The organism is Leptothoe sp. ISB3NOV94-8A (assembly GCF_043421595.1).
Taxonomy (GTDB): domain Bacteria; phylum Cyanobacteriota; class Cyanobacteriia; order Phormidesmidales; family Phormidesmidaceae; genus Leptothoe; species Leptothoe turfae.
Genome location: NZ_JAXSQW010000001.1, coordinates 6,342,944 through 6,359,770, shown reverse-complemented (window position 1 = coordinate 6,359,770; position 16,827 = coordinate 6,342,944). Strand labels below are relative to the sequence as shown.

General features: G+C 47.2%; 5 protein-coding genes. All 5 read left to right on the top strand.

The genetic code is table 11. From position 1 onward, the window contains the following. The first annotated feature begins 2 nt into the window (after nt 1-2). The 5 genes from SPB21_RS27215 (at nt 3) to SPB21_RS27195 (ending at nt 16,789) form a co-directional block, all read left to right on the top strand. The gene (locus SPB21_RS27215; protein ID WP_499868200.1) at nt 3-3,506 is read left to right on the top strand and encodes an AAA-like domain-containing protein; all 3,504 of its coding nucleotides are present in this window, start codon (nt 3-5) and stop codon (nt 3,504-3,506) included. A gap of 833 nt (nt 3,507-4,339) precedes the next feature. After that, a complete protein-coding gene (locus tag SPB21_RS27210) occupies nt 4,340-5,689 on the top strand; it encodes an AAA-like domain-containing protein (protein ID WP_499868198.1) in 1,350 nt (449 codons plus the stop codon). Between the two features lie 277 nt (nt 5,690-5,966). After that, a complete protein-coding gene (locus tag SPB21_RS27205; RefSeq protein WP_163696028.1) occupies nt 5,967-8,138 on the top strand; it encodes a mechanosensitive ion channel domain-containing protein in 2,172 nt (723 codons plus the stop codon). Between the two features lie 575 nt (nt 8,139-8,713). Then, complete coding sequence (locus tag SPB21_RS27200) at nt 8,714-15,874, top strand: amino acid adenylation domain-containing protein (protein WP_499868196.1); 7,161 nt, start codon at nt 8,714-8,716, stop codon at nt 15,872-15,874. A 150-nt stretch (nt 15,875-16,024) separates the two neighbouring features. After that, nucleotides 16,025-16,789 (top strand): hypothetical protein, encoded by a 765-nt coding sequence (locus tag SPB21_RS27195; RefSeq protein ID WP_499868194.1) that lies wholly within the window; start codon nt 16,025-16,027, stop codon nt 16,787-16,789. Nucleotides 16,790-16,827 lie beyond the last annotated feature (38 nt).

Sequence of the window (16,827 nt, the reverse complement as noted above, 5' to 3'; positions counted from 1 at the left end):
CCATGGCTAACTACTATCAAATCGGTGGCAGTCTTGATTCTGATGCCCCCACCTATATCGAACGGCAGGCGGATAAAGATCTCTACACTGCATTGTTAGCAGGCGAATTCTGTTACGTGTTTAACTCTCGCCAAATGGGCAAGTCGTCTCTAATGGTGCGCAATTGGCATCGTTTGCAGGCAGAGGGACATCGCTGTGCGGTAGTAGATGTGACCAACATTGGCAGCGACCACATTACGCCGGAGCAGTGGTACCGAGGCATGATGGGGACCCTGGCAATGCAGTTTCACCTGCGCACCCGTGACATCCGCATCTGGTGGGAGGATCGCAGTCATCTGTCCTTCACACAAATTCTGAGTCAGTTTATAGAAATGCTGCTGGTTCAGTGCCCGGAGCAGCGATTGTTTCTCTTTATCGATGAAGTAGACAGTCTGCTAAATCTGCCCTTCTCCGTTGATGACTTTTTTGCGCTGATTCGCTTTTGCTATAACCGACGGACCATTGAGCCAGATTATAAACGACTGACCTTTGCCATTTTTGGGGTGGCAACTCCCACGGATTTGATTGCGGATAAACAGCGTACACCGTTCAACATTGGTCGAGCAATTGTATTAAAGGGCTTTAGTTTGGCAGAAGCCATGCCCCTTGCTCAGGGATTGAATATACAAACGCCCAATACTCAAGCGATTTTGCAGTCAGTGCTGCATTGGACTGGCGGACAGCCCTTTTTGACTCAGAAGGTGTGTCAACTTTTGGTAGCGTCTAGCGAAACTGCTTTGAAGGAGCCCTTGAGTATTCCCCCTGGGATGGAACACTTTTGGGTAGACAGTGTGGTTCGAGATCGCATTCTGACCCATTGGGAATCCCAAGATGAGCCAGAGCATCTGCGCACGATTCGCGATCGACTGCTCTACGATGACAACCTTGCAGGCCGTCTGCTCGGCCTGTATCAACAGTGGCTAGAAGGGCAAGCCATTCCCACTGACGATAGCCGGGATCAAATTGACTTACTGTTGAGCGGCCTGATGGTGCGACACGATGGCCATCTCCAAGCCAAAAATCGAATTTATGAAAATGTTTTTACCCTGGAATGGGTGCAGCGCCAGCTAACTGCTCTGCGCCCCTATTCAGAAATGTTTAATGCCTGGGTAACCTCGCAGCAAACTGACGAATCGCGACTGCTACGGGGGCAGGCACTCCATGATGCTCAAGTCTGGGCACGGGGTAAAAGTCTCAGCGATTTAGATTATCGTTTTTTATCTTCAAGCCAGGACCAGGAGCAGGCAGAAAATCAGCGAGCCCGGCAGCTAGAAAAAGCACAGGCCGCCAAGCAAACGGCTCGTCTGCAACGAATTCTCTTGGGCCTAACCTCTGGGGCACTGATCATCGTGTCACTTTTGGGTTTGGCCACCTTTTGGCAATATCGTCGAGCCGTCGGCAGTGAACAAGCGGCCCTTTTAAGCGAACAGGATGCCCGACTCAATGAAATTCGAGCATTGATTTCATCAGCAGATGGACAGTTTGCCTCTCACCATGAATTAGAGGCCTTGATCGATGCCATTAAAGCCAAGCGTAAGCTTGAAACGCTCCAGGGGGACCATCCTGAACTAACAGAAGAGGCTGATCGCGCTCTCAACCAAATTGTTTACTGGATGAGTGAGCGTAATCGATTGTCAGGACATCAGGGGCCGGTTTTAGGGGTTGCCTACAGCCCTGATGGAGAATCGATTGCCACTACCAGTGGAGATACGACGGTCAAGCTTTGGGCCAAGGATGGTCAACTGCTGCACACCTTTGAAGATAGCAGCGTCACGTTTGGTGTTGCCTTTCATCCCCAGCGTCCTGTGCTAGCGACAACCAATCTGGACGGCCATCTAAAGCTGTGGGACTTAGATGCAAACACTCTCTTACAAACGATAGAGGCCCATGGAGGCGCAGCCTGGGATTTGGCCTTTAGCTCCAAGGGAGATTTTCTGGTTTCTGGTGGAGCTGATGAGCAGGTGAAAGTTTGGGACCTAGATGGGACACTACGTTACACCCTGGGCGGACATGAAGGAATGGTTTGGCAGGTGGCTGTGAGTCCAGTCGAGCAGACGATTGCTTCGGCGAGCCTGGATAACACGGCCAAACTTTGGTCGTCTGCGGGTCAACTCCTGAGTACTCTGCGGGGTGAGACTAAAGGCAATAGTCTTTGGAGTGTGGCCTTTAACCCTACAGAGGCCACTGTCGCAACCGGAGGCGATGAGGCCGTCATTCAATTGTGGCAGCCCAATGGAAACGCCACTAGAACCTTGAAAGGGCATACAAAACGAATTGAGCATTTGGCTTTTAGCGCCGATGGCAGAACTCTAGCCTCTGGAGGGTTGGATCAAACCCTGCGTATTTGGGGTAAAAAGGGAATTGTCTGGCGCATTGTCCAAACCCCAGGTGATATTCGCAACTTAAGCTTTTCTCCCACGGATAGTCGTTCTGTTGTCATCTCTGGGACAGGCACTACGGCTGAACTCAGACAGTGGGAAACGCCTCTGCTCAAAACTATCTTTCTGGGGGATGATTTGTGGGATATTGCGATCAGTCCCAGTGGTGAAAAAATTGTCTCTGGTGATAGTTCTAGGCCTTTGGTCTGGGATACAGAACGCAACATTGTGACTGACCTGGAAGCAGAGCAAGGGACCCTGTTTGGGTTTGATTTTAGCCCAGACGGACAGATGATCGCCGCTGTCGGCACCACTGGCACTGTAAAACTATGGACCCAGAATGGGCAGTTTCTACGAGATCTAGAAGGCCACCAATTCCAGTCGTGGGATGTTGCCTTTAGCCCTGATAGTCAGCGCATTGCCGCTGGTGCAGAAGATGGCTCCATCCGAATATGGACCGTTGATGGCCAACTGATCCATCATTTGAAGGGCCAGCAGAGGCGCGTCTATCGGGTCGCCTTTAGTCGAGATGGCCAGCAATTAGTTTCATCAGGGTCTGGAGGCACCGTTCAAATTTGGAATACTACAGACGGTGAGCTGCTCCACGATCTTGAGGCCCATGGTGCAGATATTTTTGCTCTATCGGTCAGCCCTGACGGTCAATTTTTTATCACCGCCAGTGTTGATCAAACCGCTAAGCTTTGGCGCTGGGATGGCACATTGGTCAGGACCTTTGATGGCCATACGAATGGCCTATTCGGGGTGGATTTCAGTATTGATGGACAAATGATAGCCACCGCTGGCTCTGATAATACCCTTGCTCTATGGTCTATAGATGGCAACAAAATCAAAACCCTCTATGGCAATGGAGCAGGTTTCAAAAGTGTGAAGTTTAGCCCCAATGGAGAATTATTGACCGTTGCTGAAGATGGCAACATCACCCATTGGAATCTGGAGAAAGTACTAGCCTTAAATGAGCTGAGCTATGCATGCGACTGGATTGCTGACTATTTGCGGACAAACGTTGACGTGGTGGATAGCGATCGCACGCTCTGCCAAGATTTACCAGGCACTGAAAATAATGCCTGAAACTCGCTTAACGCTTGATAACTAACGTCTACCCAAAAAGAGTAAAAAATTCACTAAATCTAAAGTTGCCTCCTCAAGGAGGAAGCTCAGCAAATCATAGATAAAGCAGTAACAAACGCTACCGGTGGAGAAAAGTATTAGAACTGAACAATGACAATAGACAGAACATTATGTATACACAAGAGTTCTGCCTATATGTTTTGGCATAATTGTCATGAATGTAATGTAGTCAACCCGACAGAATTATTATTCCTTTAAGAAAAGGCTGCTATATAAATTTTCGCAAAAAAGACGGAAAAGTCTGAACACCTGTATGGCAGAAGAAAATTTGAGAGAATTCACTACACCTGAAATCATGAACTGCTAGTGGTTCACCAGGATTCAAGATTGGGATAAAAGAAGAAAGCAATCAAATGATTGTCATCGCTGAAATCCTACTCATTACTCACGGCCCACATTCCCGTCCAAAATATTAAACCCCACAAAATACAACAACCCGTAGCCTTTGCCTAATAGATGACAGCAAAGATTGAGCGTGAGTTTTAAGTCATTCCAACAATTTGCCGATCAATATCTATAGACAACATAGAAAACCTGCTGTGCTTAAAAATGCATTTGTCGACTACACTTACCGTATTTAAATTGTTCGACGAGATCTGTTCGACGAGATTGCTATAAAGATTTGAGAAATCAAGAATGTATCGAAGTATGAACATGTCTGACCCAAAAGTCGGAAAAGTCGGAAAGCTCTTTATGATTTATTTGAGACCTAATATTTTATGCGAAAATATTAGGTAGTTTCCTGTAGATTGCCTCCTGTCTTTTTACCTTCTATGAACCCTGATGCAGTTCTTCTTGCCATCGAAGAGTGCCTACTTAAACGTAAACTTACTCCAGCGGAGCGGATTGTTTTAGGGCAAACATGGAATAAGCAAACCTATGATCAAATGGCCAAGCAGTCAGGGTATGGAGATGCCCACCTTAAAGACACAGGCTATAAGCTATGGCGCGCCATATCCCAAGCATTAGGACAACGGGTCACAAAAAAGAGTTTGCTGTTTGTATTACGCGAATATCTAAAAACTGTCTCTATACCTTCAACGCCAGCTACAACGTCTACTACATCCCCAGCATTAAGTAAACAACTAGGTGCAAGCTCGATTCAACCACTATACCCATCTGGGCCGTTGCCACCGGGATCTCCACTATATATTAAGCGTCTGCCCAGCGAAGACTTAGCCCATTCAGAGATCCAGCTTCCTGGTGGGTTTCTGCGCATTAAAGCACCCAGAAAAATGGGGAAAACGTCCCTGGTGTTTCGTCTGATACAATCCGCACACCAATACAGCTATCAGACGGTACATCTCGATTTGCAAACCGTTGATCAAGACATTTTTAGCAGCATTGACACATTCCTAAAATGGTTTTGCACCCAAACCAGTCGAGCCCTAAATCTACCACCCAAACTCGATGATTATTGGGATTCATCCATGGGACACAAGGTCAGCAGTGAACTCTATTATCAGGAGTATCTCCTAGAGAATAGAAAAACACCCATCGTACTAATTATTGGTGCGGCTGAGAGACTGATTGAGCATCCTAAAGTAGCCCAAGATTTTTTTCCACTATTGCGCTCCTGGCATGAAAAAGCTCGATGGAACTTTCTTTGGCGTAACCTGCGTATCGTTATTGTTCATTCTACAGAAATTTACGTCCCATTAAAAATTAATCAATCGCCCTTTAATATTGGTCAAGCCATTAAATTGCCCAGATTTACGGCTGATCAAGTGGCCGAATTAGTTGCTCGCTATGGCCTAGAGCAGCGTAATAATACATTGGGGAAAGCCCTATTAGATTTGGTGGGAGGACACCCATATCTGGTCAATGTTTTTCTCTACCATCTTGTTACCCAGCCTACAGCTCTTACCAGCCTACTCAAAACAGCCTCGACCCCCTCTGGGATTTATGGCACTCATCTACGTAACTATCTAGCTCTTTTGAGAGTAGAACAAAATCTAGCTACCGCGTTTAAACAAGTGATCTCTTCTGAAGATGGCGTAGAACTAGATGCCGTTACTATGTATCGCCTAGAAAGTCTTGGGCTCATAACAGTCAAAGGCTGTCAGGCTGTCCCCAGTTGTGAAGTGTATCGCACATATTTTCAACAGCAGTTGAGTTTTTAAAGGTCAAATTCTTAAGTTATTTGTGCTCTATGTTACTTATTTATAGCTGGCAACCGACTTTTCCGTCTTTACTTTCCCCATCCGCTTTGATTAGATATGTGAGCCAGTCAAAAGAGGCGATCTGGTATTTTTTTAATCGAGAAATTTTTCGATCAGAGAATTAATCTACACCAGGTTTTTAACTACTCTAAGGTGTTAAGGTCAGATTCTTTTGGGTGCTCGCAGATAGCGAGTTTTGTGCTAGCAACAGTCTAACGTTCAAGGGATTTTTGAGATAATGCGTAGAGTTATTTTTGTCAGAATTCACGCAGTAATTGCAACGGGTATTATTGCGATCTTCTCGGTTTCCGGGTTCCCCGCCTTTTCTCAAGAAGCGGACGGTGAAACAGAATCTACCGAAGAGCAATCTATTTTAGTGGAATCCACCATCGTAGGAGATGTTGATCCAGCCACAGCGATTACGGTAGAAGATCTGACAATCCCGATTGATCAGCTTGAGTTATTTCTCAAACCCTTGACCCTGGAAGAATTACAGGTCGAAGCTGCCGCCTGGTTCTTAATCCTGAAAGATAAAGTTCAAGAAATTAGTCAGACCGAAATTGCCATCAAGCGCCAAAATGAGGCCATTGCCTCTCAGGAAGAAGCGGCCCAAGCGGTGACAGAGGCAGAAGCGGCTCTGGCTGAGGCGGAAGCAGCTCTGGCCGAAGCTTCGCCTGGGACCTCCGAATATGAGAAAGCCACCGAACAACTGGAAACCGCAAAGCAATCTCTTCAGGAAGCCAACCAGGCAGTTGAGAAAGCCGTTGAAACCGGTGACGACCTAGAGGAGAACGAAGCGCTACGGGAAACCCTGGAGGAAGCTGAGAGTGAGGAAGAGATTGCCACTGCTCGGCAAATTCTAGAAGAGGCGAGAAATGAAAGAGATGACCTCACGGCTGGATCGGCGGCCTACGATGTGGCTACGGAGAGGATTGATGCCCTAGACCAGGCTCTCATTGACCTGGAATCAGCAGAGGAAGCACTAGAAGAAGCCGTTCCGGGCTCACCCGAACATCAGGAACTAACCGAAGCAGTTGAATCGGCAAGGGCGGCAGTAATGGAGGCTGCCGAGGCCATTTCTGAGGCAGGGTTAGCACCTGAGGAAGCCGCCGAGGAAGGAGCAATACAGTCTGAAGAGGCTGAATCAGCACTAGAGAAAATTGCTGCTGATATTGAATCGGCAGAAGAGCAGGCCGATGGGGATAACGTTGAGACTGAAGCACCTTCAGTGATCGAAGTGCAAGCCGGTGGGGATATAGACGCCGCCGATGCGGCAGAAAACTCTGGCGAGCAATTGGAAGGTGTGGCCGAGGAACTTGAGGCCGTGGCCGATGCCGAGTCAGATTTAAAAAATCAACTGGTCGTGAATGTCACCGCTTTGCAAGGGGAGCAAACTGGGCTTGTAGATCGCTTCACCGTGGTTTTAGATGCCCTAGACCAAAAGGGTGGCGATACCACTTCCTATCGGAAATACATTGACGCTGTCAGTGGTATTGAACTTGACATTACTGATACTGAGGGGCTGGGCGTTCGACTAGTTAGCTGGTTGAGATCAGAAGAAGGGGGACTCCGCTGGGGGCTGAATCTTGCCAAATTTGTCGGCATTTTACTGGCCTCGGTGATCGTTTCTCGCTTACTCGCTAGAGTCATTGATCGCGTGCTTACTCGCATTGGTGGAACATCCAATCTATTTCGTGATTTTGCCGTCATGGTGGTTCAACGCGGTGTGCTGGTGACCGGTGCGCTGCTGGCACTGGCATCACTAGGGGTGAGCTTAGGTCCAATTTTGGCACTGGTTGGGGGTGCGAGTTTTGTATTAGCTTTTGCGCTCCAAAGCAATTTAGGAAATTTTGCCAGTGGGCTCATGCTGCTGGTGAATAAACCCTTTGATGTGGGTGATGAAGTGAAAGTTGCTGGATACTGGGCGTATGTAGACTCGATTTCCCTAGCCAGTACCAAGCTGAAAGCCTTTAATGGCAGTGTAGTAACTTTACCGAATAATACCGTTTGGGGCGGTGACATCATTAACTTCACCCATTCAGACATTCGGAAACAGATGATTTACATCTATGTCAAGTTCACCCAGGATCTGGACAAGATCTACCAGATGTGGATAGAGCTTGCTGCCTCGCATCCACAAGTTTTAGAGGATCCTGCACCGGGTTGGTTTCCCTGGAATGGCCATTACGATTACCACATTTGTGTCGGCTTGTCGGCATGGACTAAAACAGATGTCTATTGGACTGTGTATATTGAATTGCTGAAAGAGTTGCAAATACGACTTGACAAGATGGGTATTGAGTTAGCAGCTCCTGTTCAAGAAATTAAGTTTGGCCAGAGTGCTGCTGACACAATGGCAACTCAACTATCATCTGCTGTAGCCAGTCAACTACCGTCCACACAACCATGAAGCTAATGGCTTGTGATGAATGAAAAGGTTCTCCTAAGTCAATAATGGTTGGCACAATTAGTGGGATCACGGCACCTGTTTTGACCCATGAAATGAAAACCTTCCTCTGAAAAGACTACTGGAACTTCTATCAGAAATATGGGAAAGAACCTTACCCTATAGAGTTCGTTAAAAAAGCGGCCAAAGCCCTTGATAACCTTCAAGAAGTGCTTGAGGCAGAGGGGGCATTATCCGACGACCAGAACCGGTCGATTATGCTGATCATGTTTTCAAAACCCCTTATTTTGAGTCGGCCGGGTTCTTTAACGCCGATGCCAGAGATGTCTTACTTGTCGACGGCGACAAGATCATTGAGGTGCACATGTCTCAGCGATGTCGATATTTCAAGTTCTTGCGTTATCGACCAATGGGGTCTCACTAGAAGCTGTAAATTCTCTCATAGAGTATATGCATACATTTGCCAAAACAATTCATAGTTTTGCCTGATGGGCGGATAAGAAGTCTTCAATCATGGTGAATGTGGATGCAGTCCAGAAGATTTTTTTCCCTCAGTTTTTAAGTAGAGGAAGTTATATATGTTGATGGAGAAAATTTTAGAGCAATATCGTCTACTGCTGCCCTGGAACGATACTGTCATAGAGTCTCCAGATTATCCGTGTATCCATCAATTGTTTGAATCTCAGGTGGAACGAACTCCTGATGCAATAACAGTGGTATTCGAGGAGCAATATCTCACCTATCGAGAGTTGAACAATCGTGCTAACCAACTTGCACACTATTTGCAAGGGCTGGGGGTAGGGCCAGACGTGTTAGTGGGGCTTTGTATCGAGCGCTCTTTAGACATGGTGATCGCCATGTTGGGGATCCTGAAAGCAGGGGGCGCTTATGTGCCCTTAGACCCTGTATATCCAAGTGAGCGTTTAGCCTATATGTTGGCTAACTCGCAAGCATCGGTGTTGTTGACTCAAACCCAATTCCTGGAACGGCTGCCCGATGGTGAAGCGCAGGTTATTTGTATAGAGACCCATAGGCAAGCAATCTCAACCCAAAGCGATCTCAATCTCCCCAATTGTACGATCCCAAATAATTTGGCTTATGTTATTTACACCTCTGGTTCTACGGGAAAGCCAAAAGGTGTGATGATGGAGCATGGTGCCCTTGTTAATCTGATCTGTTGGCAGCTAGAACAGACAACCCTGTCTCAAAATGCCAAAACCCTGCAATTTTCTCCTGTTAGCTTTGATGTCTCTTTCCAGGAGATTTTCACCACTTTGTGTGGAGGTGGGACGCTAGTTTTAATTTCAGAGGAAGTGCGACGAGATCCCGTAGCCTTGTTGCATTTATTGACAGATAGAGAAATAGAAAGACTATTTCTGCCCTTTGTTGCCTTGCAGCAACTTGCTGAAGTTGCAAAGAGTTTTGAGGTGTTACCGAGGCACTTGGGAGAGATCATTACGGCGGGGGAACAGTTGCAGGTCACTGAGGCGATTGTTTCCTTTTTCGCAAAATTGCCGAATTGTACACTTCACAATCAATACGGCCCTTCAGAAACCCATGTGACAACAGCCTTTACACTGCAAGGTTTACCCCAGGATTGGTCAACCTTGCCACCCATTGGTTGTGCCATCAACAATACTGAGGTTCACCTGCTAGATGAGTCCCTACAACCTGTTCCCATGGGTGTGGCCGGGGAGCTATATGTGGGGGGAGCCTGTTTGGCGCGGGGCTATATCAATCGAGAGGACCTCACCCATGAAAGATTTATTCCGAACCCCTTCAGCCCAGAATTTTCTCCCCGTCTATACAAAACCGGCGACTTAGCCCGTTACCTAACCGATGGCAACATTCAATTTCTCGGTCGCATCGATGCTCAAGTAAAAATTCGTGGCTATCGCATTGAACTTGGAGAGCTTGAGGTGGTGTTGAGCCAATATCCAACGGTGAAACAAGCTGCAGTGGTCGCTCGGGAAGATAGTCCAGGGGGCAAACGCTTGATTGCTTATGTGGTGCCGGTTGCTGAAGGAGCAGAATCGCCAAAGTTAGAGGGTCACATTGAGACAGAGCAAGTTCAGCAATGGGAAAAAATTTGGGACGAAGCGTACGGGCAGCCTGCAGATGATTGGGAGTCAGGTTTTCACATTGGTGGTTGGTACGATACCTACACTGGAAAAGCTCTACCAGAGCCACAGGTACGGGAATGGGTTGACTTTACAGTCAAACGGATTCTATCCCTAAATCCTCAGCGAGTATTGGAAATTGGCTGCGGTACAGGGTTGCTGTTATTCCAGATTGCGCCCCATTGCCAGGATTACTGCGGTACTGACATTGCATCCGAAGGGCTTAACTATATTGAGCATCAGATTCAAGATAGCCCTTTAGAGGCATCGGTAACCCTGCATCACAGTGCAGCGGATGAACTTGAGGGCATGGCTGCCGACTCCTTTGATACGGTGGTGATTAACGGAGTTGTCCAGTTTTTCCCCAATGCATATTACCTGGTGCGCGTGGTTGAACGAGTTGTCCAGTTAGTGCAACCGGGCGGCACGATTTTTATTGGGGATGTGGAGAGCTTTCCCTTGCTGGAGGCTTTCCACACATCGGTGCAACGGACGCAAGCGTCCGCCTCTTTATCGACAGTGGCACTGCGCGATCGCATTCAAAAGCACACGGCACAAACTCAAAAACTTGCGATCGCACCAGAATTCTTTGTGGCCCTTAAAGAGCACTTGCCTCAAATTAGCCATGTGGAAATTCAACTTAAGCGGGGACATTATCAAAATGAACTAACTCGCTTCCGTTACGATGTGGTTTTGCACCTAGGCAAAAAAGTCTCTCCTCCCACCCCTTCTCCCATTTCTCTCAATTGGCAGCAGGATAATTTAACGGCAGCGACCGTTCGCCAGCAGCTGATAGAAACCTCCCCAGAGATACTCGTTGTCACCCATGTGCCTAATGCCAGAATTTGGGCAGATGTGAAGGCAATGGAACTATTAGCCAATCCCGATTGTCCTGAAACCGTAGGAGACCTGCGCCAACAGATTTCTCCAGAGGGGATTGAACCAGAAGACTGGTGGGCATGGCAGTCTGAGGTCCCTTATCGGATTAACATTAGCGGGTCTGGTGATGGGGGCGAAGCTTACTATGATGTGGTGTTCATGCGCAACGATATCAACATCATTGCAGACAGTACAATCATTTCCCCTCCACAAAGCGGACTTCAACATTGGAGTACTTATACCAATCAGCCATATATTGGCTTCAAACCCAGTCAATTAATTCCTCAATTACGGGATTTTCTCACAGAAAAGCTGCCGGATTATATGATGCCCTCGGCATTTGTCATGCTAGACACATTGCCCCTGACGCCTAGCGGAAAGGTAGATCGACGGGCCTTACCGGCCCCCGATAGATCTCGTCCGATTCTGGATGTAGAGCTAGTGGCACCGCGAACACCCACAGAAGAAATTCTCTCAGGCATTTGGACAGAAGTTTTGAACCTCAATGAGATAGGAGTATCTGATAACTTCTTTCTCTTGGGAGGGGACTCTATTCAGGCAACTCAACTGATTTCACGGGTACGGGATACATTCAAAATTGAACTGTCGCTGCATCGGTTGTTTGAATCCCCAACAGTGGCGGAACTTAGTGAAGATATTTTAGGCGCAAGGTGCCAGCAACTCACTGCAATCAAACCTATTCCACGGGGGGGAGATTTACCCCTATCGTTTGCCGAGCAACGATTATGGTTTTTAGATCAACTGCAAGAAGGCAGCACAACTTATAACGAACAAGAAGCGTTACGTCTGACCGGTTCACTGCAGATAGAAGCGCTACAGAGCGCGATGCAAGAAATCGTCTGTCGTCATGAGATATTACGCACTAATTTTCAGGCTGTGGATGGCTCGACCGTGCGGGTGATTCGCTCTGAATTAGACTTAAAGATGTCCATTGTTGATTTACAGCAATTGCCAACGGACAAACAACTCGCGCAAGTGCAACAGTTGGGTAAGCAAGAAATTCAGAAACCCTTTGATCTCGCCACCGATTCCCTACTGCGAGTGACTTTATTGCAGTTGGCGACCCATGATTATGTGCTGTTGCTCACCATGCACCACATTATTACGGATGGTTGGTCAACAGGGGTATTTTGCCATGAATTGGCAGCACTCTATGGAGCATTTGTTCAAGGGAAACCGTCACCGTTACCCCCACTGCCCATCCAATATGCAGACTTTGCTGGCTGGCAGAGACAACCTACAACTGCTGAAGTCCTAGCACCTCAACTGGATTACTGGAAACAACAGTTAGCAGGAGTGCCACCTCTCTTAGAACTGCCCACAGACTGCCCTCGTAAAACAGTGCAGACTTCCCAAGGGGGCAAAGATTTTTTTGAGTTCGGGCTCGAACTCACGGAACAACTCAAGCGTCTGAGTCAAGAAAATGGCGTGACGCTATTTATGACGCTATTGGCCGCATTTAGCACTTTACTGTATCGCTATAGCAACCAAGCCGATATTCTTGTGGGCACGCCCATTGCTAACCGCAACCGCAGCGAACTAGAAGGACTCATGGGCTTTTTTGTGAATACGCTGGTGTTGCGATCGCGCTTTGAAGCCAATCCCACTTTCGCTGAGTTATTGGATCAGGTGCGGCAGACTTCTTTGGATGCTTACGCTCACCAGGATGTTCCGTTTGAGCAGTTGGTGGAGGCCTTACAACCGGAACGCAGCCTCAGCTACACACCCATATTTCAGGTGATGTTTGCCCTGCAAAATGCGCCGATGGCCACTCTGGAGTTACCGGAAGTGAGTTTCAACTGGCTGCCCCTCGAAAATGCCAGAGCCCCGTTTGATTTGTTCTTGTCCATGGAGGAGACAGAAACAGGGTTGAGTGGATATTGGGAATATAATCGCGATTTATTTGAGGCAGCCACCATCCGTCGGGCCATTGGGCATTTTCAGACGTTGCTTGCAGCGCTCGTGGCTAAGCCCCAAATGGGCGTTGACGAACTGCCCTTGTTGACCGCAGCAGAACGCCATCAGGTGCTCGTCGAGTGGAATAATACCCAAGCTGAATATCCCCAAGATAAATGCATTCATCAATTGTTTGAAGAACAGGTGAAACGCAGCCCGGATGCCGTGGCAGTCGTTTTTGGAAACGAACAACTGACTTATCAGGAGTTGAACAATCGCGCCAACCAACTCGCCCATTACTTGCAAAGCTTGGGCGTTGGGCCAGAGGTCTTGGTGGGGATTTACATCGAGCGATCCCTCGAAATGGTGGTGGGATTGTTAGGCATTCTCAAAGCGGGTGGGGCTTATGTGCCGTTAGACCCCAATTATCCATCCGAGCGCCTCGCCTATATCGTTGATAACTCCCAGGCAACGGCCCTAGTCACCACCCATCAACTAGCCGCCCAATTGCCTTGCTTACCCAAGCACCTCATCTGTTTAGATGATGATGACTGGGACGTGATCTCTACCCACCGCACAGATAATCTCCAATCCAATGTCCAACCGGATAACTTGGCCTATGTGATCTATACCTCCGGCTCTACTGGAAATCCCAAAGGCGTAGAAATCTGCCATCAATCTCTTGTTAACTTTCTCTGTTCAATGGGAGTTACCCCAGGTTTAACCGATGCTGATGTGGTCTTAGCGGTCACGACCCTCTGTTTTGATATTGCTGCCCTAGAGATTTACTTACCGCTCATCGTCGGCGCAAAAACGGTTATCGCCAGTCGAGACGTCGCTGCTGATGGCAAACAACTGGCAGTAGAATTGGAACACTCTGGTGCGACGGTGATGCAAGCCACCCCAGCAACCTGGCAGATGCTGCTGGCGGTTGGTTGGCAGGGTAAGCGATCGTTGAAAATCATCTGTGGTGGCGAAGCCTTATCGATGCAACTCGCCGCTAACCTGGGAGAAAAAGGGGCTTCTGTGTGGAACCTATACGGCCCTACGGAAGCGACCGTGTGGTCAACGGTTTGTCCAGTGAGTACCTTAGATACAATAGCGCATCACCAAGATGTCTCAGTCTCGATCGGGACTGCGATCGCAAACACTCAAACCTATATTCTCGATCGCCATCGCCAACCCGTCCCCATCGGTGTACCAGGAGAACTCCACATTGGCGGTGCAGGGTTAGCCCGAGGTTATCTTAACCGTCCCGAATTAACTGCAGCCAAGTTCATCCCCAATCCCTTTTTCAGTTCAGAATTCAAAACTCAAAAATCAAAAGAAGAACGTCTTTATAAAACTGGAGACTTAGCCCGTTATCTCCCCGATGGCCACATTGAATTTATCGGACGCATCGACAACCAGGTAAAAATCCGAGGCTTTCGCATCGAACTCGGAGAAATTGAAGCCACCTTCGCCCAATACCCAGAAGTGCAGGAAGTTGTGGTGATTGCCAGGGAAGATTCTCCAGGGAATAAGCGCCTTGTTGCCTATGTCGTTGCCAAAGAAGAAGTAACGTCGTCTGATTTGCGTGGTTTCTTGAAAAGCAAGCTACCCGACTACATGGTGCCTTCTGCTTTCGTCTTTTTAGAGAAAATCCCTCTAACGCCCAATGGCAAACGCGATCGCCAGGCCCTACCTGCACCTGATGCTGACGATATCTCCGATCGGTCTGATTTTATCCCCCCCCGCAACTCAGCAGAACTGCAACTAGCTCAAATTTGGTCGGAGGTTCTCAATATCAGTGCTGTTGGCGTCACAGACAATTTCTTTGATTTGGGAGGGCATTCCCTACTAGCCGTGCGCTTAATGGCTCGTATCGAACAGCAGTTGGGCATTCATCTACCATTGACAACACTGTTTACCGAACCCACCATTGAAAGCCAAGCCACTTTGCTGAACTCTTATAACGATGTTCGATCCTCTTCTCCTTTGGTCCCCATTCAACCGTCAGGAGAGTTGCCACCCTTATTCTGCGTGCATCCCATTGGCGGCAATGTTCTCTGCTATGCAGAATTAGCCCGTCATCTGGGTAACAATCAACCGCTCTATGGCTTGCAGTCTTCGGGGTTATCTGGTGAGTCAGACCCCTTAGCCAAAATCGAGGAAATGGCGGTAACCTATATCAAAGCCTTGCAGGAAATTCAGCCCAATGGCCCATATTATTTGGGAGGGTGGTCCATGGGAGGTGTCATTGCAATGGAAATGGCACAGCAATTGCAAAATGCTGGGCAAATAGTGGCGCTCGTCGCTTTAATCGATAGCTATGCCCCTAGTACCATGACCGACCTAGACTCCACGGATGAAGTCTCTTTAGCCAATTCTCTAGTAGCGGATTTAAGCGGTTTACTGGAAACCGAACTGTCCCTGGCACAGTTTAATCTGATGCAACTCCAGCCTCAAGAAAAATTACAGCACATCTTCTCCGTAGCCAAACGTCTGCATCTTTTACCGCCGGGGGTTGGGATGGAGCAAATGGAGCAGTTGTTTCATGTTTTCAAAGCCAACCGAGTTGCCCTAGGGAACCATCAGCCCCAGCCTTATTCGGGGCGGGTTGTCTTGTTTTGTGCGAGTTCCTCGGCAGAGCAAGGCCGAGGTTGGCGTTCAACTATCACCGGTCAGTTTGAAACTAACACGATTGAGGGCGACCATTACGAGATCATGAGATCGCCCCATATCCAGGTTCTCGCTAAAGAACTGACTGCTTATCTGCATCAATGCCACCACGGCGTTGATAAATCCTTAGAGTTAACTAAAAATAAGAATTTATGGAGATAATACAGTAATGAAATATGTGATTTGTAGTTATATTGAGATGAAGACATACACGAATAAACTTAATTCCAGTTAGATAGATTCTCCTCTTATGAATTATTATCGCTTAGGTTTCAATCTTGTACTGTAGTACTGAGAATATCTAATGCAACTATGACACTAGAAACGAAGATATCAAATCCAAAAGCATCTTTTAACGAGTATTATCATCTTTACTCACCTCAACCCTACGTTCAGGCACTATTAAAGGAAACTCAATACACGCTTCCTTTTGATGCAATGCAAATTGTAAGCAGTCACCTTAAACAGTTAGATTACTTTGAGAATTTGAATGTTTTATTTCTTGGTAGCGGCCATGGCACAGAAGTTGCCGCTTTAAAGTATGGCTATAGCTATGAAAAAATTCTGCAGCATTGGTTGGCTAGTGATCCTAAAAAGCATATCTTTTCAGAGGGCAACTCTAACTTGACCATCACAATGGTAGATATTAATGAGGCTCCTTTGCGTTTTGCCTATGATGTGGGGCTATGTCAACATTTCCACATATGCGATCTAACAAATCCATGGCCAGAGAAACTATCCACCGTTGTTAAAAATGACACTGATTTACTAGTTTGTGTAGGGGCTACAACCTATATAGGACTCGATAACTTTAAGCACCTTATCAAACTGATAGGAGAAAGTAATGTAAAGCATTTTTATTTTTCTTTAGCTAGTTTTATTTGTGACTCCTTTTTAGAAATCTTTGATGACTCTCATCTACATTTGCGGAAGCTTGGTCATGTTCGTCAGCGTAATTATAAAAATGACGAAGAACGGCTAAAAATCATATCAAATCTCAAGCTTCAAAATAGATACTACAATGCTGATGAGGATGGTTTAACCGCTTCGATATATATTGCGAGTCAGATTGCCTAACGTTATTTCTGGGTTCATACACTAGATAACTGAACATC

Bases quoted from the DNA above. Each gene is read 5' to 3' on its own strand.
- SPB21_RS27215 (WP_499868200.1), top strand. From the start codon at position 3: ATGGCTAACTACTATCAAATCGGTGGCAGTCTTGATTCTGATGCCCCC.
- SPB21_RS27210 (WP_499868198.1), top strand. From the start codon at position 4,340: ATGAACCCTGATGCAGTTCTTCTTGCCATCGAAGAGTGCCTACTTAAA.
- SPB21_RS27205 (WP_163696028.1), top strand. From the start codon at position 5,967: ATGCGTAGAGTTATTTTTGTCAGAATTCACGCAGTAATTGCAACGGGT.
- SPB21_RS27200 (WP_499868196.1), top strand. From the start codon at position 8,714: ATGTTGATGGAGAAAATTTTAGAGCAATATCGTCTACTGCTGCCCTGG.
- SPB21_RS27195 (WP_499868194.1), top strand. From the start codon at position 16,025: ATGACACTAGAAACGAAGATATCAAATCCAAAAGCATCTTTTAACGAG.